Below are 24,288 nucleotides of genomic sequence, written 5' to 3' on the forward strand. Positions count from 1 at the left end.
CTCACGTCCTCCGGAACCCGACATGTCCTCGATGCTGCAGCTCTCCGAATCGCGCCTGCTCACGCCCGCCGGGCTGGACGACGCCGGCCTCGACCGCGTCTTCGGCCAGCTGATGGGCCCGGGCATCGATTTCGGCGACCTCTACTTCCAGCACGCCCGCCGCGAGAGCTGGACGATGGAGGACGGCATCGTCAAGGACGGCGCGCATTCGATCGACCAGGGCGTCGGTGTGCGCGCGATCTCCGGCGAACAGACCGGTTTCGCCTATTCGGACGAGATCAACGCCGATGCGTTGCTGGTCGCCGCGCGATCGGCCCGCGCGATCTCGCGCGACGGCGATGCCCGGCCGCACGCCATGCCGGTGCGCGTCGGCACACCGACTCAGCTGTACGCGCCCGTGGACCCGGTCGACAGCGTCGACACCGCCGCCAAGCTCGACGCCATGCGCCATGTCGACCGCGTGCTGCGCGCCGCCGATCCTCGCGTCAAGCAGGTGGTGGTGTCGCTGGTCGGCGGCGTCGACACCATGATGGTCGCGCGCAGCGACGGCGTGGTCGCCGGCGACATCCGGCCGCTCGTGCGCTTCAACGTGCAGGTGATCGTCGAACAGAACGGTCGCCGCGAGTCCGCGTCGTCAGGCTTCGGCGGACGCCACGGCTACGCCGAGCTGCTCGCCGATGGCCGTCCCGAGCGCTGCGCGCGCGAAGCCCTGCGCCAGGCGCTCGTGAACCTGGAGGCCGTCGATGCCCCGGCCGGGGTGATGCCGGTGGTGCTGGGCAGCGGCTGGCCGGGCGTGCTGCTGCACGAAGCCGTCGGCCACGGCCTGGAAGGCGACTTCAACCGCAAGGGCACCTCGACCTACGCCGGCCGCATCGGCCAGCGCGTGGCCTCGCCGGGCGTGACCATCGTCGACGATGGCACCCTGCCGGGCCGCCGCGGTTCGCTCAACGTCGACGACGAGGGTACGCCGACGCGCTGCACCACGCTGATCGAGGACGGCATCCTCGCCGGCTACATGCAGGACACCCACAACGCCCGGTTGATGGGCGTGGCGCCGACCGGCAACGGCCGGCGCGAGTCGTTCGCGCACCTGGTCATGCCGCGCATGACCAACACCTACATGCTCGCCGGCCAGGACGATCCCGAGGACATGATCCGCTCGGTGAAGAAGGGCCTGTACGCGGTGAATTTCGGCGGCGGCCAGGTCGACATCACCAGCGGCAAGTATGTCTTCTCCGCGACCGAGGCCTATCTGATCGAAGATGGCAGGATCACCGCGCCGGTGAAGGGCGCGACCCTGATCGGCAACGGCCCGGAGACGATGCAGCGAGTGACGATGATCGGCCACGACCTCGCCCTGGACGATGGCGTCGGCACCTGCGGCAAGGACGGGCAGAGCGTGCCGGTCGGCGTGGGCCAGCCGTCGCTGCTGATCGATCAGCTGACGGTGGGCGGGACGAAGGCGTGAGGCGGTCCGCGTCAACGCCGACGGCATCAGTCGGCGTCGTCTTCCGCGTCGCCCTCGCCATCCGCGTCGTGCGACTCCGCGAAGAGTTCGCGCAGCTCGCGGAACAGTTCGCGGAACGCATGCGGCGGCTTGTTCTTCAGACGCTCCTCGTGCGCGTTGCGCGCGAGCTGGCGCAGGTGCTGGCGGTCGGCGGTCGGGTAGGCGTCGAGCAGCTCGGTCAGCGCCGCGTCGCCGTCGGCCATCAGGCGCTCGCGCCAGGCTTCGGCGCGATGCAGCATCGCCGCTTCCACGCGCGCCGCATTGCCGTTGACGTCGAGCGCATCGCGGATCGCCTCCAGCGTCTCGTCGTCCTCGCGACGCATCTGCTTGGCCAGGAACTGCAGCTGGCGCTTGTGCGCCCCGTGCGACGTGATCCGACGGGTTTCGTCGATGTGGGGAACGAGGCGCTCGGGCACGGGCAGTTTCGACACCTGCTGCGCCGTCATTTCGGACAGCTGCCGCGCCAGATCGAGCACTTCAAGGGCCTCCCGCCGCTGCTGGCTGCGGCTGGGGGACAGGAACTCACCGGTTTCGGGATCTTTTCCACGCATAGTGGACACAGGATAAAGCATTGAACGCCATCGATTCTCCTCTTCCCACGCAGGCCGCCGTCGGCGGCGACGGCCAGGCCCGCCTGGATCGCTTGTCCGAGCTGGCCCGGGACCTGCTGGCGCGCGCGCGCCAGCACGGCGCCAGCCAGGCCGAAGTCAGGTGCGACGAGGGGCGCGGCCTCGACGTCAACGTGCGCATGGGCGCGGTCGACAGCGTGGAATCCACCCATGACCGCAGTATCGGCGTCACGGTCTACTTCGGTCAGCGCAGGGGCAGCGCGAGCACCGCCGACCTGCGGCCGGAGAGCCTGGAGGCCACGGTCGCCCAGGCCTGCGCGATCGCGCGCCATACCGAGGACGACCCGGCCTCCGGTCTGGCCGACGCCGACCGCATGGCCACCGACCTGCGCGAATTCGACAGCTGGCACCCCTGGGCGCTGGATGCCGATGGCGCGATCGACTTGGCACTGGCCTGCGAAGCCGCCGGCCGCGAGGCCGACGCGCGCATTTCCCTTTCGGACGGTGCCAGTGTCTCGACCAAGGACTCCGTGGGCGTCTATGCCAATTCCCACGGTTTCCTCGGCCGCGAGCGCGATACGGTGCACAGCATCTTCTGCAGCCTCATCGCCGGCGAGGGCGACGGCATGCAGCGCGACTACTGGTACAGCACCGCGCTGGCCCGAGAAGACCTGGAATCGCCCGAGGCCATCGGTCGCCGAGCCGCCGAGCGCACGGTCGAGCGCCTCGAACCGCGGACGCTCGCCACCGGCGACATGCCGGTGCTGTTCCAGGCCGAGGTGGCGCGCTCGCTGATCGGCCAGCTGCTCAACGCCGTGTCCGGCGGCGCCCTCTACCGTCGCGCCAGCTTCCTGCTCGACAGCATCGACACGCAGGTGCTGCCCGGCTGGTGCCGCCTGCGCGAACGGCCCTTCCTGATGCGCGGCCTGCGCTCGTCCTCGTTCGATGCCGAAGGCGTGGCCACGTGCGAATCCGACCTGGTCAGCGACGGCATCCTGCGTCGCTACCTGCTGGACAGCTACTCGGCGCGCAAGCTGGGCCTCCAGAGCACCGGCAATGCCGGCGGCGTGTTCAACCTGGAGGTCGACGCGAATGCCGGCGATCTGCGCGACCTGATGCGGGGGATGGGCAACGGCCTGCTGGTCACCGAGCTGATGGGGCAGGGCGTGAACGCGATCACAGGCGACTACTCGCGCGGTGCGGCCGGTTTCCTGGTCGAGAACGGCGAGATCGCTTATCCGGTCGACGGCATCACCATCGCCGGCAACCTGCGCGACATGTACATGGCGATCGAAGCGATCGGCAGCGACATCGACCCCCGCTCCTACATGTCGGTGGGATCCATCCTTGTTGGCCGGATGACCGTCGCAGGCGGCGTTTGACGTTTATCATCGTCGGGCGCGCTTGGCATGGCGCGCCAGGCACGACGCCAGCGACATTCATCCATCCACCGACCGGGGAGCCCCAGACATGTCCGATTTCGATCAATACACTTCCGCACCGGGCGCGCCGTCCGGGTCGCCCGGTGCCGAAGAGCGCCAGATGGGCATGATCGCCCACCTGAGCGTCTTGAGCGGCATCATCATCCCGTTCGGCAACATCATCGCGCCGCTGGTGATCTGGCAGATCAAGAAGGACACCATGCCCTTCGCGGCCGACCAGGCCAAGGAAGCGCTGAACTTCAACATCACGATGGTCATCGCCGGCATCATCTGCTTCCTGCTGACCTTCGTCCTGATCGGCCTGATCCTGGCCCCGATCGTCGGCATCGCCTGGCTGGTGCTCACCGTGATGGCCGGCATCAAGGCCAACAACGGCGAGGCGTATCGCTACCCGTTCGCGTTGCGCCTGATCAGCTGATCGCCTCCTGCATCCCGCACCATGGAGACCCCCGGCCTGCCGGGGGTCTTTCGTTTTGGGGATCACCGGTGCGGGCCCGGGTCAACTCGGCCGGCATCGACGCGTTTCCGGAAGGGTCTCCGAACGAGGGCCCGACATGGCGACGCACGCGACCCTGCAGACCGCCGCACTGAACCGCTTCGGCCTAGGGGCGATGCCTGGCGACCGCGACCGCGTGCTCGATGCGCGCGACTGGCTGCGTGCACAGCTGCGGCCCGTGCCGCCACCCAGGATGTTCGACGGGCTGCCCGGCAGCGTTGCGCTGCTGCGCCGGCAGACGGCCTACCGGCTCGCGCGCCGCGCCGAGCGCAACGACGACAGCCCGGCCAGCAACGATGCTGGCGACGACACCCCCCCGGGCGCGATGCAGCAGGCGCTGCGCCGCGATGCGATGGACGACATCGCCGCGCGTTATCGCCATGCCGCCATCACCGACCGCCCGTTCGTCGAGCGGCTGGTGCATTTCTGGTCGAACCATTTCGCGATCTCGATCGACAAGAACAGCGCGCGGCTGCTCGCGGCGCCGATGGAGCGCGAGGCGATCCGCCCGCACGTGCTGGGCAATTTCCGCGACCTGCTGCTGGCCGTTGAGACGCATCCGGGCATGCTGCTGTATCTCGACAACGCCGCGTCGGTCGGCGAAGAGTCGATGCTGGTCCGGCGCCAGCAGCGCCGCGCCGCACGCCGTGGCGATACCGACGGAACGCCGCGCCGGCTCGGCCTCAACGAGAACCTCGCGCGCGAGATCCTCGAACTGCACACGCTGGGCGTCGACGGCGGCTACGCGCAGCAGGACGTGGTCGAACTGGCGCGCGCCATCACCGGCTGGGGCACGCCGTTGCCGCGCGAGTGGGACAGCGCCACGTCCGCCTATGTGTTCCGTCCCGGTGCGCACGAGCCCGGCGCGCGCACCGTCCTCGGTCGTCGCTATGCCGAGGACGGCGAGGCGCAGGGACGCGCGATCCTGCGTGATCTCGCCCTGCATCCGGCGACCGCGCGGCATCTCGCGTTCAAGCTCGCGTGGCACATGGTCGCGGATGCGCCGCCGCCTGCGCTGGTCGAGCGCATGGCCGCCGCCTACCTGCGCAGCGGCGGCGAACTCGGCGCGCTGTACGCGGCGATGATCGACGACGACGCGGCCTGGTCCGGCGAAGCGCGCAAGTTCAAGACGCCGCAGGATTTCCTTGTGTCGGCGCTGCGCGCAGGCGGCGTCGCGCTCGAACGACGCCCGCAGGCCCTCGTGCGGCTGCTGCAGGGGCTGGGCCAGCCGGCCTTCATGCCGCGCTCGCCGGCCGGGTTCCCCGACACCGCCGACGACTGGGCCAGCGGCGACAGCCTGCGCAAGCGCGTGCAGGCCGCCGGCCTGCTCGCCGATCACGTATCCGATGCGCGTGCGCCGCAGGCCATCGCCCTCGATGCGCTCGGCGCCGATGCCGTGGCAGGCCTGCTCGGCGACAGCCTGCGCCGTGCCGGCTCGCCGCGCGAGGCCATCGCGCTGCTGTTCTCCAGTCCCGCGTTCCAGTGGAGGGTGTGATGCACCACGCGCATGATCTCAACGAGCATGCTCCCGACGAGCATGAGCAGAAGACGCGCCTCGTGATGTCGCGTCGCCGTTTCCTCGCAGCCCTCGGCGGTGCGACCGCGTCGCTCGCAGTGTGGTCGCATGGGGCCTGGGCCGCGCCGATGTCCGCGCCGCGCATGGTCGTGGTGCTGCTGCGCGGTGCGATGGATGGCCTGCACCTGATGCCGCCACGCGATGATCCGCATTACCTCCGTGCGCGCGGCGCGCTGGCGGTGCAGGGCGCGAAACCGCTGGACGGCAGCTTCGGTTTGCATCCGGCGCTGCCGTTCGCACACGACCTGTTCGCGCGCCGGCAACTGCTGCCGCTGGTCGCGGTCGCGCCGCCGTATCGCCAGCGTTCGCATTTCGATGCGCAGGATTGCCTGGAGAACGGCACTGCTGCGCCCGGCGGGCGTCGCGATGGCTGGATCGGTCGCTGCGTCGAGGCGATGACCGGCGCCGAAGGCGTTGCCATCGCGCAGGTGATGCCGCTGGCGATGCGCGGTTCCACGCGCGCCGACATCTGGTCGCCGCCGCTGCCGCGCGATCCCTCGGCGATGCTCATGCAACAGTTGCAGGCGCTGTACGCCGAGGACGCGCGTCTGGCGCCGGCCTTCGCCGATGCGATGCAGGCGCAGGACATGGCCATGGGTACGGGCACGGCGGGTGCGTTCCGCCTCCCGGATGCGATGTCGGCCGCCGCACGCAGGCTGCAGGGCACGGACGGCGCGCGCATCGCCTTCGTCGAGGACACCGGCTGGGACACGCATCGCGGCCAGGAAGCCGCGCTGGCGCGCAAGTTCGGTGAACTCGATGCCGGGCTGCGCGCGCTGCACGACGGCCTGGGCGAGGACTGGCGCAGCACTGTCGTCCTGGTCGTCACCGAGTTCGGTCGTACCGTGGCCGCGAACGGCAGCAGCGGCACCGATCACGGCGTCGGCGGCATGGCGCTGCTGGCTGGCGGCGCGGTGCGTGGCAGCCGCATCGCCGGTAACTGGCCCGGCCTGGCCACGGCCGACCTGCAGGACGGTCGCGACCTGCGCGCGACCACCGACCTGCGTGCGGTCTTCAAGGGCGTCCTGCTCGGGCACCTGGGCCTGCGCGAATCGGCGGTCGAGTCGCATGTCTTCCCGGACAGCCGCAGCGTGCGGCCGTTCGACGGCCTGGTCTGAGGTGTTCCATCCGGGCGTGATGGTGGTGGGCATGCCACCCATGACCTTCGTTGGGTGCCTTCCGGTGCATGGTCCCGGCGCGATTCGGGCGCATCCTGATCCTGCGCCGGGTGTTCCGGCGCGCAGTCCGGGGGCGATCCCCGGGAGGAATGCACGATGAACGACGTACTGGAAGCCCATGCCGGCATGTCCGGCGAATCCGACGCCAGCGCCCGCAACTGGGCCGCAGGCGCGCACCTCGCCGCGATGGGCGCGGCGTTCCTGACCAGCTGGTCGGCCGGCATCGCCGGCGCGGTGGCGGCGTTCGTGGTCTGGCTGATCGTCCGCGATCGTCATCCGTTCGCGGCCGCGCATGCGAAGGAAGCGCTGAATTTCAACCTCAGCATGCTGCTGTACGCGCTGGCGGCCTGCGCGCTCGCCGTGGTGCTGGTCGGCGCGACGATCTTCACCCTCGGGATCGGCGCGATCGTCACCGTCCCGGCCGGCCTCGCGCTGCTGGCGGCGGCGGGCGTGATCGCGGTGATGTGGCTGCTGTGCAGCATCATCGCCACGGTCAAGGCGTTCAATGGCGAGGACTACCGCTATCCGCTGACGTTCCGCCTGTTCTGAGGCGCGCGGCGCCCGCTGACGAAAGACCCGGGGCCGGTGCCGCGATGCGGTGCCGGCCTTTTCGTTTCCGGATGTCGCTCAGTGGCTGCGTTCGACGACCATGCGCGCCAGCTCGGCCAGCGCCGCCGCGTCGTCGCCGAAGGGCGCGATCGCGTCCGCCATGACCCCGCGCAGATCGGCCAGTCGTGCGCGCGAGCCGTCCACGCCGAGCAGGGCCGGGAAGGTCGCCTTGTTCTGCGCCACGTCCTTGCCGGCGGTCTTGCCGAGGGTGGCGCTGTCCGCCTCGATGTCGAGCAGGTCGTCGCGGATCTGGAAGGCAAGGCCCAGGGCTTCGGCATAGCGATCGAGCGCGGCCTGCGTCGTGATGTCCGCGCCGCCGGCCAGTGCGCCCAGGCGCACCGCGCAGCGCAGCAGGGCGCCGGTCTTCATCGCATGCAGGCGTTCGAGTTCCGCCAGGCCGATGTCGCCGCCGCGCCCGGTGGCATCGATATCGAAGGCCTGCCCGCCGCACATCCCCAGCGCACCGCTGGCGGTGGCCAGTTCGCGCACCATCGCGATCCGCACCTCGGCCGGCGCCGGGGCGTCGGCCAGTTGGCGGAAGGCCAGGGTCTGCAGCGCATCGCCGGCGAGGATCGCGGTCGCTTCGTCGAAGGCCACGTGCACCGTCGGCTGGCCGCGACGCAGGGCGTCGTCGTCCATCGCCGGCAGGTCGTCGTGGACCAATGAATAGGCGTGGATCAGTTCGACCGCGCTCGCCGGTGCGTCGAGCGCGGCATCGCTGGCGCCGAGCATGCGTCCGGTCGCATAGACCAGCAGCGGGCGCATGCGCTTGCCGCCGAGCAGGGCGGCATGGCGCATCGCGGCCTGCAGGCGGGTGTCGCCGAGGGCATGCGCGCGCAATGCCTGTTCCAGCACATCGTCGGCGCGCTGGCGCCAGTGGGCGAGGGCGGTCGCGATGTCCGCCGGAGGCGGCTCACGCATCGGCGAAGGGCTCGGCGCCGTCGGGCTGTTCCGGGTCGGTGAGCAGGCGCACGCGCAGTTCGGCGTGTTCGAGGGCCTGCTGGCAGCGGCGGTAGAGGCCGACGCCGCGCTCGTAAGCGCCGAGCGACTCCTCCAGGCTCATCTGCCCCTGTTCCATCTTCTCGACCAGCTGTTCCAGCGCGTCGAGCGACTGTTCGAAGTCTGCCACCGGCGAGCGGTCCGCTGCGGTCTCGGAGGTGGCGTCGGATGCGGTTTTTCGGGCCATGGCGGTGGAGTGTAAGGGGTGAGGGCGACTGCCGACAGGGGGACGCGTCACGTCCCGGCGGTTTCGTGGTCGCGTCGCAGCGTCCAGACCAGCGACGCATCGTGTGCCTGCATCCAGAGGTCGAAACCTGCCGAACGGATGCGGTCGCCGGCTGCGAGCAAGGTGCCGTCGTCGGTCCTCAGCAGCGGCATCCGCGAGCGGTGCCACGGGGCGATGTCCATGTCCTGCAGCACGTGCTTGAGGCTGTGATGCTGCGGTCCGCGTCCGGGCAGCAGGATGCGCTCGCCGCCCTGGCGCGCATGCACGCGCAACGGCGTGGGGAAGCGCGCGACGCCCTCCAGTCGCAGCGTGTCGCCGTTGGGCAGGGCCAGTGGCGCGCTGCCGTCCCATGCGCAGGACCAGTCCTTCGGCAGGTCGTGGTTCCCGTCGACGGCATGCAGCGCATCGCGCCAGCGGCGGATCTCCACGCCGTGCCAGGCGAAGCCGGGCAGGCGGTCGTGGACCTCGTCTCTGGGTGCGAGCAGATCGGCCTCGATGCGCGCGACGCCTTCGGCCGGCAGTGGCGGCCAGCCGAGGGTCGACACCCAGTGGCGGAACAGCCGCGCGCGCCGGGCAGGCGAGAGCAGTCGCAATGCCGCGATCGACAGCCCCGCGCCGAATTCCTCGCGCACCGAGGCCAGGATCGCGCCATCGCGTTCGCCGAGGATGTCGCTGGCTTCCGCCGACAGCTGCGCGGCGCGCGACAGCGCGGCATCGGCATGCGGCCAGCGTTCGCGCAGCAGGGGCATCACCTTCAGGCGCAGGAAATTGCGGTCGAATCCGGGGTCGGCGTTGCTCGGGTCCTCGATCCAGTGCAGGCCGTGCTGGTCTGCATGCGCGCGCAGCACCGCACGCGGCGTGTCGAGCAGCGGACGCCACATCCAGCCGTTCGCGAAATTCCGCCACGGGCGCATCGCGGCCAGGCCATCGGGCCCGGAGGCCCGCAGTGCCCGCAGCAGGAAGGTTTCCGCCTGGTCGTCGCGATGCTGTGCCAGCGCCATACACTCCCCCTCGCGCAGCTCGGCGGCGAAGGCCGCGCGCCGTACCTGCCGCGCCGCCGCTTCCGGCCCCAGCCCGCTGTCGCGCGCCACGTCGACGCGGACCACGGTCAGCGGCACCGACCACGCCTGCGCAAGTGTCTCGCAATGCGCCGCCCAGGCATCCGCCTCCGGGTGCAGCCCATGGTGGACATGCACCGCACGCAGGCCGCGTCCGCGTACGTCGGCATCCTGCGCGAGCAGGTGCAGCAGCACGGTCGAATCCAGACCGCCGCTCCACGCGACCAGCACCGGGGACGCCACCGTCTGCGGGATCGTCCGCAGGGTCGTCCGTGAATTCGGCGCGGGGGAGGGCGTCGTGCGGTGAGGCATGCCGCCATGCTAGCCGAAGGCTTGTGCGGTGGCTTTGCGGCAGCCGTCGGGAACGCAGGCTGTCGCTGTCTCTCCGTCACCGCTGAGGGCTGCGCTCGCGCGACGCCAGGTCGATCCACTCGCGCTGTTCGCGCTGGTAGTAGCCCGGCGCCACGCGCGAGCGGCGCAGGGTCTCGTCGAACGCGGCATCGGCCTCGGCGGCACGTCCTTCGCGCTTGAGCAGCAGGCCGTGGCGCACGCGCGCCTCCTCGCCGGGAAAGCCCGCCACCAGCGCCTCGTATTCGTGCAGGGCGCCGGGCACGTCGCCCAGCGCCTCCAGGCAACGCGCGTACAGCAGGTGGCCTTCGCTGGAGCGGAAGGCGGGATTCGCCGCAATCAGCGCGTCCAGGGTCTGGCGCGCCTCGCCCGCCAGTTCCAGCGCGAACTGCGATTTCGCCAGGCCCAGCATCAGGTTCGGATCGGTCGCGTACAGGCCGCGCAGGCCCGAGCGGTAGAGTTCCGCCGCCTGCTGATAATCGCCGCTGTCGTAGCTCTCGTCGGCCAGGCGCTGACGGTTTTCCAGGGTATCGGCGACTTCCAGCTGGCGCGACGCTGCGCGCTTGTGTCGCTCGGGGTCGATGCGGTCGCGCGCGCCCTGCAGCGCGCGTCGCGCGGCGCGGTTGTCCTTCAGGCCGGGCAGGATCTCCGCGAAAACATAGATCGCAACCGCCACGTACGAACCGATCAGCAACAGGAAGATCCAGTACATCGGTCGGCCGGTCCGCACCACGTGCACGGCGCAGGCGATCTGCAGGATCAGCGAGAGCAGGACGAAGGGCATTGGGCGGTCCGGGAGTGGGCGTGGCCGCGAGTGTAGGTGGCGTCACCGGAGGCGCCAAGGCTTGCGGTGTCGCGCTTGCCTGCTATGGTGCCGGCACGCCACAGGACAGGCCCTGTCATGCACGACCATTCGACCATCGCCCTGCCGCCCATGCCCGCGTTGTCGGACGAGGCGCGCGTCGGCATCGCACGCGACTTCGCCGACGAGCTGTCCCGCCGACGCACCGTCCGCGATTACGCGGACACCCCGGTGCCGCGCGAGGTCATCGAACACTGCCTGCGAGCCGCTGGCACCGCGCCCAGCGGCGCCAACCAGCAGCCCTGGCGCTTCGTCGCCGTCGCCGACCCCGAACTGAAACGCCTCATCCGCGAAGGCGCGGAAGCCGAGGAGCGGGAGTTCTACGCCCACCGCGCACCCGAGGAATGGCTCGATGCGCTGGCGCCGCTGGGGACCGACGCCGAGAAGCCCTTCCTCGAAACCGCACCCTGGCTGATCGGCGTGTTCTACGAACGCTTCGGTCACGACGCCGAGGGCAACAAGGTCAAGCGCTACTACCCGCACGAATCGGTCGGCATCGCCACCGGCATGCTGATCGCCGCCCTGCATCGCGCCGGCCTCGCCACCCTCACCCATACCCCGAGCCCCATGGGCTTCCTCAACGACCTGCTCGGCCGGCCCAAGAACGAAATGGCCTACCTGCTGCTCGTCGTCGGCCATCCCGCCCCCGGCTGCCGCGTCCCCGCGATCCAGCGCCTGCCCCTGGACGCCTACGCGAGCTTCCTGTGACCCCGTCCGACCTCGCTTTCGAAACGCCACGCGTCAAGGCACGCCTGCTCTGCGAAGACGACCTCGACCTCTACCTCGCGCTGTACACAGATCCGGAGGTGATGCGGTATGTCGGGCCTGTGATGGGGAGGGAGGAGGCGGAAGCCCAGTTCAGGAAAGCGCTTGCCTTGAATCTGGAGGACGCCGGCAGGATCCGATATTGGGCGGCATATACGGTGGAGAGTGCGGGCGTTTCGCCGCTGGGCATCATGTCCGCAGCACTGAGCTGGCCGGGCCGCAGCCAAGTCGAAATCGGCATCATGCTGTTGCGGCACAGGCAGCGCGGCGGATTGGGCAGGTTGCTGTTGACCCCTTTGATCGATGCGATTTTCGATGAAGCGGGCTTCGGTGTCGATGTGGTGACGGCCAGGCATCTGAGCCAGAATGCGGCCGCGCGTGAGTTGTTCTCCTGCCTTGGCTTCTCGTCATCGGTGGGTGAAGATTCGAGAACCGAGATGTGCATGCTGACTTCACAGCAATGGCGTCGAAAAATTTCATCTTTGGCCCTGGCGCCGTTATCTTCCTGAGGTTTTTGATGTCCCATCATGGCGCTGAGTCTTCGTCCGGGAGTTTCGTCGCCGTCGGCCTCGGCATGATGCTGGGCGCCCACATCACAGCTCGCGCACGCAGCGAGATCGAGCATGCCGATATCGTGTTTGCCTTGGTCTCCGATGCGATCGTCGAGTGTTGGGTGCAGGAGATGCGCGCGGATGTCCGCAGCCTCCAGCCGTTCTACGCAGAAGGCAAGCGGCGGACCCAGAGTTATCGCGAAATGATCGAGGCGATGCTGGCGGAGGTGCGCGCCGGGCATCGCGTCTGTGGTGTGTTCTACGGGCATCCCGGTGTGTTCGCCCAGGTGCCCCACCATGCCATCGCGCAGGCACGCAGCGAAGGGTTCAATGCCGAGATGCATGCCGGCATTTCGGCCGAGGACTGTCTCTATGCAGACATGGCCATCGATCCTGGCACCTACGGATGCCAGCATTACGAAGCGAGCCAGCTCATGTTCTACCACCGCAGGCTGGATCCCAGCGCCTACCTCATCCTCTGGCAGATCGGCGTGGCCGGCGACCGCAGCGTGTCCCGCTTCGGAACCGGGCCGGCCCACCGCCGGCTCCTGATCGAGCTGCTGGTCGATGAAGGATATCCGCTCGATCACGAAGTCATCGTCTACGAAGCGGCCACCCTGCCCATCGCCGAACCCCGGATGGAGCGGGTGCCGCTCTCGGCTCTGGTCGACGCGGATCTGCGCATCCAGAGCACCTTGGTGGTGCCGCCGGCACGCCCCATGGCCCGAAACGAGGCCATGCTGGAGAAACTTGCCCGCTTGGAATCCTCCCTGGATCCTGGGGCGTAACGCTGGATGAGCCTGCCGTTCCGGGCGTCTGGGGTTGTCACGAAAACATCAGAGTGATCATTCGTTCAGTGCTGTATGTCATTGACCCGGTTGATCTTTCCGGATTCATGGCTTAGCCTCGGAGCGTCGCCTTGGGGGATGATGCGGTTTGCGTGGGTCTGGCATCGAGTGCGATGTCCTACCCGCCACTGCACCTGCATCAGGCAGCTTGGCCGACAAACGGTCCGAACTTCGTAAAACATCTATTGGAAAATGGGGGCTCAACGTGTCGAATGTCATTCAGTTTCTTGAGTCGATGGGCAGCAATGCGCTGATGGCCCGGATGTCGGTCGCGGAGTATGAGTCGACCATCGATTCGTTGCTCGAAATCAAGGAACAGGAGCGTGTCGCGCTTCGTTCTCGTGATTCGAAGTATATCGGTGACGTTCTGGATGGCCGGGCGCAGATGCTGTGCTTTGTATTCGCCCCCGACCAGGATGAACAGGCTCCCTCGCGCGAAGATGATGGTGCTGATGTTCCTGCGCCGGATGAAGATTCGCCCGTGCAGGAGTAATTGGCGGTTCCAAATGACTCTGGAGTGAGAAATGGATTTTGTCCGCGCGATGTTTGTAAGCGCACTGTTGTTCGCAACGTCCCTGTCTGCCATGGCGCAGGGGGGCGGTGGTGCATCCTTCGATGCGCTCTTGAACAGCGCGGAAAAGTACCGCAGCTCCGACTCTTCGCGATTCACCGCATTGCTCGCGGAGATGGAGTCGAGGAAAAAGGAGGCAAGTGCTGCCCAGCTCCAGAGATACGACTACCTGCGTGCTTACGAGGCAGTCGTTTACAAGGATGAAATCAAGGCGGGAATTGAAACCGCGCGTCGCCTTTTCGAAGGCGACGCCGAACCTACCTTGAAATTCAGGGCTGGCTCGCTGGTTGCGAACGCTGCAGCCCTCAATCGCGACTTCACGACCGGTTTGCGCTATCTCGAGCGCTCGCTTGAGATTCGCAATTCGGTTCGGAGCAAGGTGGTCAGGCATGAAGGCCTGGGTGCTGCTGCCGTCATCTACAATCAGATGGGGCAGCATGAGATTGCGCTCCGCTACGCAAAGGAAATACTCAAGGACAGCCCGTCGGCACGCATCCGTTGCGGTGTGAGTCACGCTCGGTTGTCGTCGGAGTTCGCGCTGTCCAGGGTTTCCGACAGCAACGAAGGAATCAGTCGAATCATCCAGCAATGTGCGGAAGCGAAGGAGCCGATCGGCGCGAATCTCGTCAGGATCATTCTGGCGAAGAAGTTGGCGAAAGAGCAGAAGTTGCAGGATGCACTTGCCCTCATGGATGGGGCGCTTCAAGAGGTCGAAAGTACCAAGTACCCGTGGCTCATCGCTGATTTCAGGGCCGTTTTGTCCGAACTGAAATTCGATGCGGGGGACTTTGCCGCTGCCGAGGCCCATGCCAACGAGGCGGTTTCATACGGCAAGCAGGTGGCCTCATCCGCTGCGCTGGTTACTGCCTATCGAACCCTGTATCGCATTCAGGCCAACAAGGAAAAGGGCACGGTCGCCCTCGAACTCTACAAGCGCTACGCCGAGTCGCAGATGGCGCACCAGAGCGACGTCAAGGCGCGTGAGCTGGCGTACGAGATCGTGCGTCACGAGACGCAGCAGAAAAACAAGGAAATCGAACTCCTCCAGGCGCAGCAGCGGCTGGAGCGGGAGAATACGCAGAAGGCGCAGCTGACGACGCTGTTCCTGGCGATCCTGCTGGCGGGCATCGTGTTCTGGGCGTTCCAGATCAAGCGCCATCAGCAGCAGCTGAAGAAGCTGGCGCAGACCGATTCGCTGACCGGGCTGGGCAACCGGCACTACTTCACGCAGAAGTCCGAGCGTGCCTTGGTCGATGCGGCGCGCGCCGGCGAGCCGGCGTCGCTGGTCATGTTCGATCTCGACCACTTCAAGGCGATCAACGACACCTATGGCCATGGTGCTGGCGACTGGGTGCTGAAGCAGGTTGGCAAGACCTGTTCGGCGCATTGCCGCAAGGTCGACTACATCGGCCGCATCGGCGGCGAGGAATTCGCGGTGCTGCTGCGCGGCATCGATCTCGCGGGGGCTTCGCGACTGGCCGAGGATTGCCGCGCCCAGCTGGCGCAGATCGATACCCGCGACTGCGGTTACTCCTTCGTGGTCACCGGCAGTTTCGGGGTCAGTTCGACTGCGCAGTCGGGTTACGACCTGTCGCGCCTGCTGTCGCACGCCGACCAGATGCTCTATCGCGCCAAGAACGAAGGCCGCAACCGCGTCTGCGCGTACACCACGGAAGCGGCTGCCGACCATCGCTCCGCCCGCCGTTCGCCGAGCCTGTCGGTGGTCAACCGCTGACTGCGGTGCCGCCGGCTCCGGACTCGGCTGTCGCCGATATCGGCGCAGACGGACTGCTCGGTCAGCTGCCTGCAGATCAACTTGACGCCCTGCGTGCGGCCTATGCCGATCCACCGCGCGCCTACCACCACTTCGGTCATGTGCGGGAAGTGCTGGGCCATTACCGCGCGGTAGCCGATGGTCCGGGCTGGCACCGGCCGGGCGAAGTGCTCTTCGCGGTGCTCTATCACGATGCCGTCTACGTGCCCGGGCGCAGCGACAACGAGGCGGCCTCCGCCCAGCTGGCCGTCGAACACCTCTCGCGATGGCCTCCGGCGACCGCCATCGACGCGAACCGCGTGTCCGAGCTGATCCTGCTGACCGCGCGCCACGGCGCCATCGACCGGGATGCGCTCGGCGACGGTCCCGACGCCGAGGATGCGCGGCGTTTCCTCGATTGCGACATGGCCATCCTTGCCGCCGACCCGGATCGCTTCGCCGCCTACGACCGGGAGATCGCCGAGGAGTACCGCGCCGTGCCCCGCTGGCTGTACCGGATCAAGCGCCGACAGTTCTTCAGGCGCCTGCTGGCGTCGGAACGGATCTACCTGAGCGACCATTTCCACGGGCGACTCGAAGCCCGGGCGCGGGTCAATCTGGCCGCAGCGCTCGCCGGGCGCTGAACCGCTCCGGTCGCGCCCGGTCGCCGGCCGGTCGGTAGAATGCCCGGATGATCCGCAATATCGCCGCCTATCACTTCGTTCCGGTCGAGGCCCCGCAGGTCCTGCGCGACCAGTTGTTCTCGCACGCCGAGTCCCTGTCGCTGCGCGGCACGATCCTGGTGGCGGGCGAGGGCATCAACCTGTTCCTGGCCGGGGCCCCGGCCGATATCGATGCCTTCGTCGCCGGACTGCGCGCGGACCCGCGTTTCGCCGAGATCATCGTCAAGGCCAGCGATTCCGCCGAGCAGCCGTTCGGCCGGCTCAAGGCCAAGGTCAAGCCGGAGATCATCAGCTTCCGCATGCCCGACGCCGCGCCGATCGAGGGGCGCGCACCCGCGGTCTTGCCGCAGGACCTGTCGCGCTGGCTGGCGCAGGGCGCAGACGACGCAGGGCGCCGACTGGTGCTGCTGGACACCCGCAACCGCGAGGAGTTCGCCCACGGCACCTTCGCCGGCGCGGAAACCCTGCCCATCGACAACTTCACCGAGCTGCCCGACGCCGTGCTGGCGCGATGCGACGCCTGGCGCGACGCGACCGTGGTGAGCTTCTGCACCGGCGGGATCCGCTGCGAGAAGGCCGCGCTGTGGATGCGCGCGCAAGGCATGGACAACGTGGTGCAGCTCGACGGCGGCATCCTCGGCTATTTCGAGGCCGTGGGCGGCCAGGGTTACGACGGTGCCTGCTTCGTGTTCGATGGGCGCGTGGCGCTCGATCCTTCCTTGGCGCCGGTCGCGGCCCCATCTGCCCCCTCTGTTCCCGAGAATCCCGTCCATGCTTGAGTTCGGTTGGATCGGCCTGGTCCTGGCCATCGTCGCGGCTTACTTCGTCATCAAGGTCGTGAAGTTCGTGTTCAAGCTGTTCTGGATCGGCGCGCTGCTGTTCGGCGCCTATTGGTTCGTTGCACCGATGCTGGACCTGCCGAGACCGTTCTGATGGCGTCCATCGGCAATGGCCCGGGCATTTCGGCGGATCAAGGCGCTGTGTCGGTCCGGAACACCGGATACAGTCCGTAGCGCTCGTCCCAGGCAGTGTGGCGGCGATAGAAGAACTCGAGGCGCGCGTCGGCGCTGGCCGCGAACTTCGGGTCGTCCTTCAGCTTCTTGTCGAATGCGGCACGCAGCGCAGGATCGCGGGCGAGCATGTCGCGCGCGACCTCTTCCGCGACGTAATCCTCCATGTATTCCTTGCGTTCGAAGGCGTTGTTGAACCAGCCCCAGGCGAGCATCGAGTCCGGCGTCTGCGGTTCGAGCAGGGCCATCGCCAGCCGCGACTTCGGCTGTGCGATCGGCACGAACAGCGCGCCCGCGCCGATGTCCTGCACCTCGTTCGACCATGCGCCATCGACCGTGAGCCGCTGCCGGCCTTCGCTCGAACCTGCGGAAAACACCGGCGTGTCGTCGCGGTAGCTCTCGACCTTCGCATCGTCGAGCGCGCGATCGATGCGCGTGAACACGATGCCGTGCTGGCGCAGCTTCGCGGCGACGATCTCCGCGTAGGCCGGGGAGACTAGGTAGCCGCCCTTCGGCGCCGCGACCTGCAGCGACGGTGCGATCTCGTCGCGCAGCGGCACCTTCCAGACCTGCGGCGTGCGGTCGTCGTAGCGGGTCATCAGCGCGCCGGAGACCTCGGACGGCGTGCGCGTGTAAGCGTAGCCGCGGAAGTCGATGGTCCGCGCCTTGTCGGTGGCGGTCCAGGCCAGAGGCACGGTGGCGCCGGCGAGATTCGCGGCGCGCGCATCGGCCGCATCGGCGAGCGCGCGCCAGTCGTGCCCATGTTTCGCCATCAATTCCATGACAGCAACGACCGTGTTGCGGGTGGTGCGCACGCGCGTGGGATAGTCCTTCCAGGAATGCGTTTCGACCAGCATCGCCAGACGGTTGCGCAGGTGGAAATAGCCGGTCGAGAAGCGGGGCGGCGATACGCCGTCCACGAAACCTGAGGCCGGGTTGTCGCTTTCGACGAAGGACGGATAGAACGGCAGCGGCAGCGAGCCCTGTTTGGCGAGGCGCTCGATCGTGCCGTCGCGCAGCAGGCGGCCCGCGCCGCGCAGGGCCTCGTCGCCAGCGTTCACCGGCTCGACCTGGATCGAGATGTCGTGTTCGAACTTCGCGCCATCGGTGACGTGCAGGTCGACGGTTGCGACCGGGTCCCATGCGTTCACCAGGGCCAGCATGGCCTGCATTTCCGGGGCGTCGGCCTTGGCGTAGTCGCGATTGAGATTGTGGTTGCGGCCGGTGACGCGCCAGCCCATCTCCGTCGGGCCGTTCTGGTTGGGTCGGTTCCAGGCGCCGAAACGCTCGTGGCCATCGATGTTGAAGACCGGCACGAACACAAGCACGGTCTTTTCCAGCGCGCCGCGCGCGGCCTGGCCGTCGAGCATCTGCCGCAGCGCGAGAAAGCCCGCGTCCTTGCCGTCGATCTCGCCGGCATGGATGCCGCCCTGGATCAGCACCACCGGGATGCCGGCCGCGCGTGCGGCCTCCGGCGTGCGCGCGCCGCTGCGCGTGACCACCAGCGCCTTCATCGGCCGGCCTTCCGGCGTCGTGCCGAACTCGATGCAGCGCACGGCGTCGGGATGGCGCGTCGCGAACGCATCGCACAGCGCGATCACCTCGGCGTAGCGGCCGGTGCGCGCATAGCCGCTGCGCTCGCCATCGGTCGACAGGTCCTGCGGAGCCGCAACGGCGGCGACGGGCAGCGAGAGGGCGAGCAGCAGCGAAGCGATCAGCGGGGCAGGGCGCATGTGGCGTGGTCTCGGCGGGCGGAATGCAGCGTCGCATTGTGCCTTGTGATGCGTCGGCACGGATGCGCCATGGGTCATGCGAAGATTGGCGCCTTTCCCGCGTCGCAGGAGCGTCGATGAATCCGTCCCCGTACACGCTGTACTACTCGCCCGGTGCCGCCAGCCTGGTCGTGCATTGGGTGCTGCTGGAACTGGACCTGCCGCATGCACTGGCGCTGGTCGACACCAAGGCCGGCGCGCAGAAGCGGCCGGATTACCTGGTCCTCAATCCGAACGGCGTCGTGCCGACGCTGGTCATCGACGGCAAGCCGCAGTACGAAGCCGCCGCGCTGATCGCCTATCTTGCGGAAGCCCATCCCGAACGTGGCCTGGCGCCACTGCCGGGCGATCCGCGCCGGGCGGATTTCCTGCAATGGATGTTCAACCTCGCGAACATGGTGCAGCCGCTGTTCCGCCAGTGGTGGTATCCGCACGAGCCGGCCGGCGAGGCACAGGCCGAAACCGTGCTGGCGCACGTACGCCCGCGCATCGAAGCGCAATGGGATCGCATCGACGCGCACCTGGCCGCGAATGGCCCGTACCTGCTCGGCGACGCTGCGAGCGTGGCCGATTTCCACCTGGTCATGCTGATGCGATGGTCGCGCAGCATGCCGAAGCCCGCTACCGAGTGGCCGAATCTGGCGGCATTGGCGGCGAAGCTGAAGGCGCGACCGTCGTTCGCCGCGCTGTACGCGCGCGAAGGCCTGACGGAATGGGCCTGAGGGTCGGAAACTGACCTGCAGGTCAGCGCGGGATCTCCGACCGGACCGGTACGGATTCCACGGCGAACTTGGGTACACTCCGGAGGCTCGCGTCCGGCCGCATGGCCGGACGTTCCGTTCATTCCGCGAGACATCCTGCGATCATTCTGCGAGACCAGCCCATGCGCGAAGCCGCCCAAGACGCCCCGCCCGCCGGCGAGAAAGCCCGGTTGCCCGGGCAGATTCCCTACATCATCGGCAACGAAGCCTGCGAGCGCTTCAGCTTCTACGGGATGCGCAACATCCTGGTGCCGTTCCTGGTCGGCAGCGTGCTGCTGTCGTACCTCCCCGAGGCCGAACGGCAGGGCATGGCGAAGGAGGTCTTCCACAGCTTCGTCATCGGCGTGTATTTCTTCCCGCTGCTCGGCGGCTGGCTGTCGGATCGCTTCTTCGGCAAGTACAACACCATCCTCTGGCTGTCGCTGCTGTACTGCGTCGGCCACGCCTGCCTGGCGCTGTTCGAGGAGAACCGCACCGGCTTCTACACCGGCCTGTTCCTGATCGCGCTGGGCTCCGGCGGCATCAAGCCCTTGGTCTCGGCCTTCGTCGGCGACCAGTTCAACCAGTCGAACAAGCACATGGCGAAGGTCGTCTATGACGCCTTCTACTGGACGATCAATTTCGGCTCGTTCTTCGCCTCGCTGCTGATGCCGCGCATCCTCAGTGCGTACGGCCCGGCGATCGCGTTCGGCATCCCGGGCATCCTGATGTTCATCGCCACCATCATCTTCTGGATGGGGCGCCGCAAGTACGTGAACATGCCGCCGACGCCGCCCGATCCGAACGGATTCATGGCGGTCACGATGACCGCGCTGCGCGGCGGCGCGAACGGCGACAAGGGCGTGGGCACCTTCACCGCGATCGGCGGCGTGGTCCTGGCCATCGCGATGCTCGCAGGCTGGGCCATGAACGCACTGGGCAATGGCGGTTTCTGGCCCGAGTCGATCAAGTTCGTGGCCACGTTCTGCCTTGCGCTGGGTTCGGTGCTGCTGTTCGGCGGCATCGGCACCGCGCTGCAGCTGGAGCGCGCCCGCGGCCTGCATCCGGATGAAGCGGTCGACGGCGTCCGCGCGGTGCTGCGCATCCTGATCGTGTTCGCGATCGTCAGCCCGTTCTGGTCGCTGTTCGACCAGAAGGCTTCGACGTGGGTGCTGCAGGGCAAGGAAATGATGCTGCCCCATGACCAGTGGTGGTGGCCGAGCTGGTTGGTGAAGGATGCCACCCAGATGCAGGCCCTGAACCCGCTGCTGGTGATGCTGCTCATTCCCTTCAATAACCTCGTGCTCTACCCGGCGCTGTCGAAGATGGGCTTCCAGGTCACGGCGCTGCGGCGCATGGGCTGGGGCATCGCGTTCTCGGGCCTGGCGTGGGTGGTCGCCGGCATGATCCAGCTGCAGATCGACGCCGGCGACCCGACGTCGCTGGCCTGGCAGATCCTGCCCTACGCGCTGCTGACCTTCGGCGAGGTGCTGGTGTCGGCGACCGGACTGGAATTTGCCTACAGCCAGGCACCGCAGCCGATGAAGGGCGTGATCATGAGCTTCTGGTTGCTGTCGGTGACCTTCGGCAACGTCTGGGTGCTGCTGACCAATGCCGGTGTGAAGAGCGAGTTCATGGTGGCGCAGATCGCGTCGTCTGGCATGACCGAGAGCGCATTCCTGATGTTCTTCTTCGCCGGATTCGCTTTCGTCGCGGCGGTGATCTTCGCCCTCTACGCGAAGCGCTATCCGATGCAGGACTACTACCGTGCGGCCTGATGCGCGGCATGAGGTGAGGCCGGCCATGCGGCTCGGCGCGGAGTGTCGCGCATGAGCGGCGGCATCGTCACCTGGCTGATCCTCGCGGTGACCGTGCTGGTTTCCTGGCAGGCGTGGGAGAAGCCACGCCTGCAGGAGAGGTTGATCCTCTGGCCGCCGGCGATCGACCGGAACAAGGAGTACGACCGACTGGTGACCTACGGCCTGATCCATGCCGACGGCATGCACCTGGCCTTCAACATGATCACCTTGTACTCCTTCGGCATGCTGATGGAGCGGTACTTCACCGCCAGCATCGGGTCGATGGGTTACCTGCTGTTCTACCTGTCGGCGCTGGTGGTCTCGATCCTGCCCAGCTACCTGCGCCATCGCCACGACAGGCAGTACGCCAGCCTGGGGGCGTCGGGCGCGGTCTCCGCGGTGCTGTTCTCGTCGATCCTGCTCGACCCGTGGGGCCTGATCCTGCTGTTCTTCGTGGTCCCGGTCCCTGCCTTCATCTACGCCGGCCTGTACGTCTGGTACAGCATCTGGATGGACCGCCGGGGGCGCGACAACGTCAATCATAGCGCCCATCTGTGGGGCGCCCTCTACGGCATGGCGTTCGCCCTGGTGCAGGAGCCGGCGTTGGCCGGGCATTTCCTGGCGCGCCTGCTGTCGCCGTCGTTCGGCTGAAATCCGGTGGGATGTCCCGCGTCCGCGTTTTCCGCTTCCCCCAAAAAGAAAACTTCGTTTCGCGAGACGGGGCAATGTCCCGCGAAACGAAGCACACACAAAAGGGAGGGGAGGGATCGTGGTGTGACGGAAACGATGGATCAGATGCGTTGAGGCAAGGGGATCGGCAGGGCGTGCCCACCGATCCGTCGCCGTCGATCAGGCCGCGTGGGCGCTGTGGACCAGATCGCCGCCGTAGGTCTGGACCAGGCGCTTCTGGATGACGTAGTCGAGGAGCTGGAACTCCCTCGTCGACGTCTCGCCCTGGCGTGCCAGGTCGAAGAGCCGGGCCACGACCAGGTCGTCGGAGACGTTGCTGGCAATGGGTTGATCGGTTTGCATGGGCCACCTTGGAGAGGGGTGGGGGAACGGGTGATACCGGGTAATACGGGGTCACGCTGCACGGGTGTTTCGAGAAGGGATTTAGCAGGAAGCGTGCCAACGCAGTTCGCGCGTTTTCGCGGGTCCGGAACTGCCCTTGGGTGTCACTATCCACCGGTGCGGGGCCAGCGATGACGCCCTCCGCGACAATGCGCGCGAAACGCTTCCAACAGCGCCAAACCCTGCAAAATACGAGAAAAATGAACGTGCGATGTCCGGGGGCTCCCGGCAGCATGGACAAGGCCGAAAAAAAGTTCCCGGGCCCACTTCCCAAAACGGTTTCGTTGTGGTGTAAGGTGCAAATACTGTTCCAAGCGGGCACGGTACATCGTGGCCCGATGCGGTAGATCCAAGGTGGCAAGCCGGCAAGGCCCGCTGCGGATGCTCTCCCTCGGGAGCTCCGTTCCGGTGTACGACCTGCACCCGTCCCGACGATCCACTCATCGTTCGCGTTACCCCTGGCTAGACAGTCGCGGTGCCCGAAAGGTTCCGTGTATCCACCCAACTGTTGAATGTAAGGAGTAACACCCATGTCCGATCGTCAGAGCGGCACCGTCAAGTGGTTCAACGATGCCAAGGGCTACGGCTTCATCACCCCGGAAAGCGGCCAGGACCTCTTCGTCCATTTCCGCTCGATCCAGGGCACCGGCTTCAAGTCCCTGAAGGAAGGCCAGAAGGTCACCTTCAAGGTCGTGCAGGGCCAGAAGGGCCTGCAGGCCGACGAAGTCCAGGCGCTCTAAGCCGACACGCTTCGACACAAGGCCCCGGACGCTCGCGTCCGGGGCTTTTCTTTTGGCTGCGTCCCGGTGCCCTGCATGCGGGGCAGGCGATCCGATATCCTTGCGCCCTGCCGGTCGGGCACCCCGTTGACCGCCCCGGCACCCCCATCCCCCCGTGATCCATGTCCAGCGGGAACGGATCCCGCGAAGAGCCCCCACGATGCGCATCCCCACTGCTTCCTCCCGCCTGTGCGTGGCCGTGATGGCCGCCACCCTGTTCATCGCCGCCTGTGACCGGGAACGTCCGGCGCCCGCGCAACCGCAGCCGCCCGCCGCGACGACACCGCCGCCTGCGCCGGTCGCGGTCGAACTGAAGGATGTGATCGAACAGGACCCGCGCTTCATCGTCGGCATCAGCTATCCGCCGGGGATCTCGAAATATCCGGGCCTGGCCGAGGCGATGCGCGCCTACAGCGACAAGGCCCGCGCCACCCTGGATCAGGCCCTGGCGAAGACCGATCCGGCCAAGCAGGTCGGGCCCTACGACCTCACCCTGACCTTCACCCTGCTCGCGGACACGTCCGAACTGGTCGCGGTGTCGGCCGGCGGCGCCGTCTTCACCGGCGGGGCGCACGGCGAGCCGCTGGTCGCACGTTTCGTGTGGCTGCCGACGCAGAACCGTCTGCTCACCGCTTCCGCGCTGGTGCCCGATCCCAAGGGCTGGGTCGCGATTTCCGATTACGTGCGCGAACAACTGCATGCCGAGCTGTCGCAGCGCATCGACAGCGACGAATTGCCGCCGGCCGAGCGCGCGGAACTGATGCGCACCAGCGGCAAGATGATCGATGCCGGGACGAAACCCAGCGCCGAAGCCTTCGCGATGTTCGAGCCCGTGCTCGCCCCGGAAGGCGGCAAGCTGGTCGGCCTGAAGTTCGTGTTCCCGCCGTACCAGGTCGGTCCCTACGTCGACGGCGAGCGCATGGTCGAGGTGCCGACGTCCGTGCTCCGCCCGCATCTGTCGCCGGAGTTCGCGCCGATGTTCGTGGATGCGCCGGCGCCGATGCCGGCCGAGGCTGCCGCCGCGCCGGCGAAGCCTGCGGGCGCGCCCTGAACGAACTGGGGCGCCGTCGCGCTGG

At 67.7% G+C, this 24,288-nt stretch carries 26 protein-coding genes; 19 read left to right on the forward strand and 7 right to left on the reverse strand.

What is annotated here, in order from left to right; all coding sequences use genetic code 11:
* Positions 1–22 precede the first annotated feature (22 nt).
* A complete protein-coding gene (tldD, locus tag ACFQ0E_RS12350) occupies positions 23–1,468 on the forward strand; it encodes a metalloprotease TldD (protein WP_386824240.1) in 1,446 nt (481 codons plus the stop codon).
* Positions 1,469–1,494: 26 nt separating this feature from the next.
* Here tldD and yjgA read toward each other — a convergent pair whose 3' ends face one another.
* Complete coding sequence (gene yjgA / locus ACFQ0E_RS12355; RefSeq protein ID WP_386824242.1) at positions 1,495–2,058, reverse strand: ribosome biogenesis factor YjgA; 564 nt, start codon at positions 2,056–2,058, stop codon at positions 1,495–1,497.
* 20 nt (positions 2,059–2,078) lie between these two features.
* Between yjgA and pmbA the strand changes: the two genes are divergently transcribed.
* From pmbA to ACFQ0E_RS12380, 5 genes are all read left to right on the forward strand, one after another.
* Entirely contained in the window at positions 2,079–3,458 is a 1,380-nt protein-coding gene (pmbA, locus tag ACFQ0E_RS12360) for a metalloprotease PmbA (protein WP_386824244.1), read from the forward strand.
* Between the two features lie 88 nt (positions 3,459–3,546).
* Entirely contained in the window at positions 3,547–3,936 is a 390-nt protein-coding gene (locus ACFQ0E_RS12365) for a DUF4870 domain-containing protein (protein ID WP_386824246.1), read from the forward strand.
* A gap of 136 nt (positions 3,937–4,072) precedes the next feature.
* Positions 4,073–5,509, forward strand: a complete 1,437-nt coding sequence (locus ACFQ0E_RS12370; protein ID WP_386824247.1) for a DUF1800 domain-containing protein — start codon at positions 4,073–4,075, stop codon at positions 5,507–5,509.
* A complete protein-coding gene (locus tag ACFQ0E_RS12375; protein ID WP_386824249.1) occupies positions 5,509–6,708 on the forward strand; it encodes a DUF1501 domain-containing protein in 1,200 nt (399 codons plus the stop codon). Before ACFQ0E_RS12370 ends, ACFQ0E_RS12375 begins: the two co-directional genes overlap by 1 nt.
* Positions 6,709–6,864: 156 nt before the next feature.
* Complete coding sequence (locus ACFQ0E_RS12380) at positions 6,865–7,317, forward strand: DUF4870 domain-containing protein (RefSeq protein ID WP_386824251.1); 453 nt, start codon at positions 6,865–6,867, stop codon at positions 7,315–7,317.
* Positions 7,318–7,395: 78 nt separating this feature from the next.
* On the opposite strand, the gene ispA is transcribed toward ACFQ0E_RS12380, so the two are convergent.
* The 4 genes from ispA to ACFQ0E_RS12400 form a co-directional block, all read right to left on the reverse strand.
* Positions 7,396–8,274: a (2E,6E)-farnesyl diphosphate synthase gene (ispA, locus tag ACFQ0E_RS12385; RefSeq protein WP_386824755.1), complete on the reverse strand. Its 879-nt coding sequence runs from the start codon at positions 8,272–8,274 to the stop codon at positions 7,396–7,398.
* Between the two features lie 16 nt (positions 8,275–8,290).
* Positions 8,291–8,563, reverse strand: a complete 273-nt coding sequence (locus tag ACFQ0E_RS12390; protein ID WP_386824253.1) for an exodeoxyribonuclease VII small subunit — start codon at positions 8,561–8,563, stop codon at positions 8,291–8,293.
* A gap of 47 nt (positions 8,564–8,610) precedes the next feature.
* The gene (tilS, locus tag ACFQ0E_RS12395) at positions 8,611–9,972 is read right to left on the reverse strand and encodes a tRNA lysidine(34) synthetase TilS (RefSeq protein WP_386824255.1); all 1,362 of its coding nucleotides are present in this window, start codon (positions 9,970–9,972) and stop codon (positions 8,611–8,613) included.
* Positions 9,973–10,048: 76 nt separating this feature from the next.
* Complete coding sequence (locus tag ACFQ0E_RS12400; protein WP_386824257.1) at positions 10,049–10,792, reverse strand: tetratricopeptide repeat protein; 744 nt, start codon at positions 10,790–10,792, stop codon at positions 10,049–10,051.
* A gap of 117 nt (positions 10,793–10,909) precedes the next feature.
* Here ACFQ0E_RS12400 and ACFQ0E_RS12405 point away from each other — a divergent pair, with 117 nt between their 5' ends.
* The 8 genes from ACFQ0E_RS12405 (at position 10,910) to ACFQ0E_RS12440 (ending at position 16,974) form a co-directional block, all read left to right on the forward strand.
* Positions 10,910–11,578, forward strand: a complete 669-nt coding sequence (locus ACFQ0E_RS12405) for a nitroreductase family protein (protein WP_386824259.1) — start codon at positions 10,910–10,912, stop codon at positions 11,576–11,578.
* Complete coding sequence (locus ACFQ0E_RS12410; protein WP_386824261.1) at positions 11,575–12,144, forward strand: GNAT family N-acetyltransferase; 570 nt, start codon at positions 11,575–11,577, stop codon at positions 12,142–12,144. The genes ACFQ0E_RS12405 and ACFQ0E_RS12410 overlap by 4 nt, the downstream gene beginning before the upstream one ends.
* Entirely contained in the window at positions 12,096–12,974 is an 879-nt protein-coding gene (locus ACFQ0E_RS12415) for an SAM-dependent methyltransferase (protein ID WP_386824262.1), read from the forward strand. Before ACFQ0E_RS12410 ends, ACFQ0E_RS12415 begins: the two co-directional genes overlap by 49 nt.
* 208 nt (positions 12,975–13,182) lie before the next feature.
* Positions 13,183–13,527: a hypothetical protein gene (locus ACFQ0E_RS12420; protein WP_386824264.1), complete on the forward strand. Its 345-nt coding sequence runs from the start codon at positions 13,183–13,185 to the stop codon at positions 13,525–13,527.
* A gap of 31 nt (positions 13,528–13,558) precedes the next feature.
* Positions 13,559–15,340, forward strand: coding sequence for a GGDEF domain-containing protein (locus ACFQ0E_RS12425; protein WP_386824265.1), 1,782 nt, complete (start codon positions 13,559–13,561; stop codon positions 15,338–15,340).
* Between the two features lie 53 nt (positions 15,341–15,393).
* Positions 15,394–16,002: an HD domain-containing protein gene (locus ACFQ0E_RS12430; RefSeq protein WP_386824757.1), complete on the forward strand. Its 609-nt coding sequence runs from the start codon at positions 15,394–15,396 to the stop codon at positions 16,000–16,002.
* Between the two features lie 47 nt (positions 16,003–16,049).
* Positions 16,050–16,820 (forward strand): sulfurtransferase, encoded by a 771-nt coding sequence (locus ACFQ0E_RS12435; RefSeq protein ID WP_386824267.1) that lies wholly within the window; start codon positions 16,050–16,052, stop codon positions 16,818–16,820.
* A complete protein-coding gene (locus ACFQ0E_RS12440) occupies positions 16,813–16,974 on the forward strand; it encodes a hypothetical protein (RefSeq protein ID WP_171008238.1) in 162 nt (53 codons plus the stop codon). Before ACFQ0E_RS12435 ends, ACFQ0E_RS12440 begins: the two co-directional genes overlap by 8 nt.
* A gap of 37 nt (positions 16,975–17,011) precedes the next feature.
* Here the strand turns inward: ACFQ0E_RS12440 and ACFQ0E_RS12445 are convergent, their stop codons facing one another.
* A complete protein-coding gene (locus ACFQ0E_RS12445) occupies positions 17,012–18,784 on the reverse strand; it encodes a M14 family metallopeptidase (protein ID WP_386824269.1) in 1,773 nt (590 codons plus the stop codon).
* A 116-nt stretch (positions 18,785–18,900) separates the two neighbouring features.
* Between ACFQ0E_RS12445 and ACFQ0E_RS12450 the strand changes: the two genes are divergently transcribed.
* The 3 genes from ACFQ0E_RS12450 to ACFQ0E_RS12460 all read left to right on the forward strand — a co-directional run bounded on the left by ACFQ0E_RS12450 (position 18,901) and on the right by ACFQ0E_RS12460 (position 22,013).
* A complete protein-coding gene (locus tag ACFQ0E_RS12450) occupies positions 18,901–19,545 on the forward strand; it encodes a glutathione S-transferase family protein (RefSeq protein WP_386824271.1) in 645 nt (214 codons plus the stop codon).
* A 161-nt stretch (positions 19,546–19,706) separates the two neighbouring features.
* On the forward strand, positions 19,707–21,341 hold the full coding sequence (locus ACFQ0E_RS12455; RefSeq protein WP_386824273.1) for a POT-type proton-dependent oligopeptide transporter: 1,635 nt from the start codon (positions 19,707–19,709) through the stop codon (positions 21,339–21,341).
* Between the two features lie 51 nt (positions 21,342–21,392).
* A complete protein-coding gene (locus tag ACFQ0E_RS12460) occupies positions 21,393–22,013 on the forward strand; it encodes a rhomboid family intramembrane serine protease (protein ID WP_386824275.1) in 621 nt (206 codons plus the stop codon).
* Positions 22,014–22,211: 198 nt separating this feature from the next.
* Here the strand turns inward: ACFQ0E_RS12460 and ACFQ0E_RS12465 are convergent, their stop codons facing one another.
* Positions 22,212–22,394, reverse strand: coding sequence for a hypothetical protein (locus tag ACFQ0E_RS12465; protein WP_137851068.1), 183 nt, complete (start codon positions 22,392–22,394; stop codon positions 22,212–22,214).
* 569 nt (positions 22,395–22,963) lie between these two features.
* On the opposite strand from ACFQ0E_RS12465, the gene ACFQ0E_RS12470 reads away from it, so the two are divergent.
* Both ACFQ0E_RS12470 and ACFQ0E_RS12475 read left to right on the forward strand, forming a co-directional pair.
* Positions 22,964–23,173, forward strand: coding sequence for a cold-shock protein (locus ACFQ0E_RS12470; RefSeq protein WP_137851067.1), 210 nt, complete (start codon positions 22,964–22,966; stop codon positions 23,171–23,173).
* Positions 23,174–23,372: 199 nt separating this feature from the next.
* Complete coding sequence (locus tag ACFQ0E_RS12475) at positions 23,373–24,263, forward strand: RsiV family protein (RefSeq protein ID WP_386824278.1); 891 nt, start codon at positions 23,373–23,375, stop codon at positions 24,261–24,263.
* Positions 24,264–24,288 lie beyond the last annotated feature (25 nt).

Origin of the sequence: Lysobacter brunescens (genome assembly GCF_042677005.1) — a bacterium.
Classification (GTDB): domain Bacteria; phylum Pseudomonadota; class Gammaproteobacteria; order Xanthomonadales; family Xanthomonadaceae; genus Lysobacter_I; species Lysobacter_I brunescens.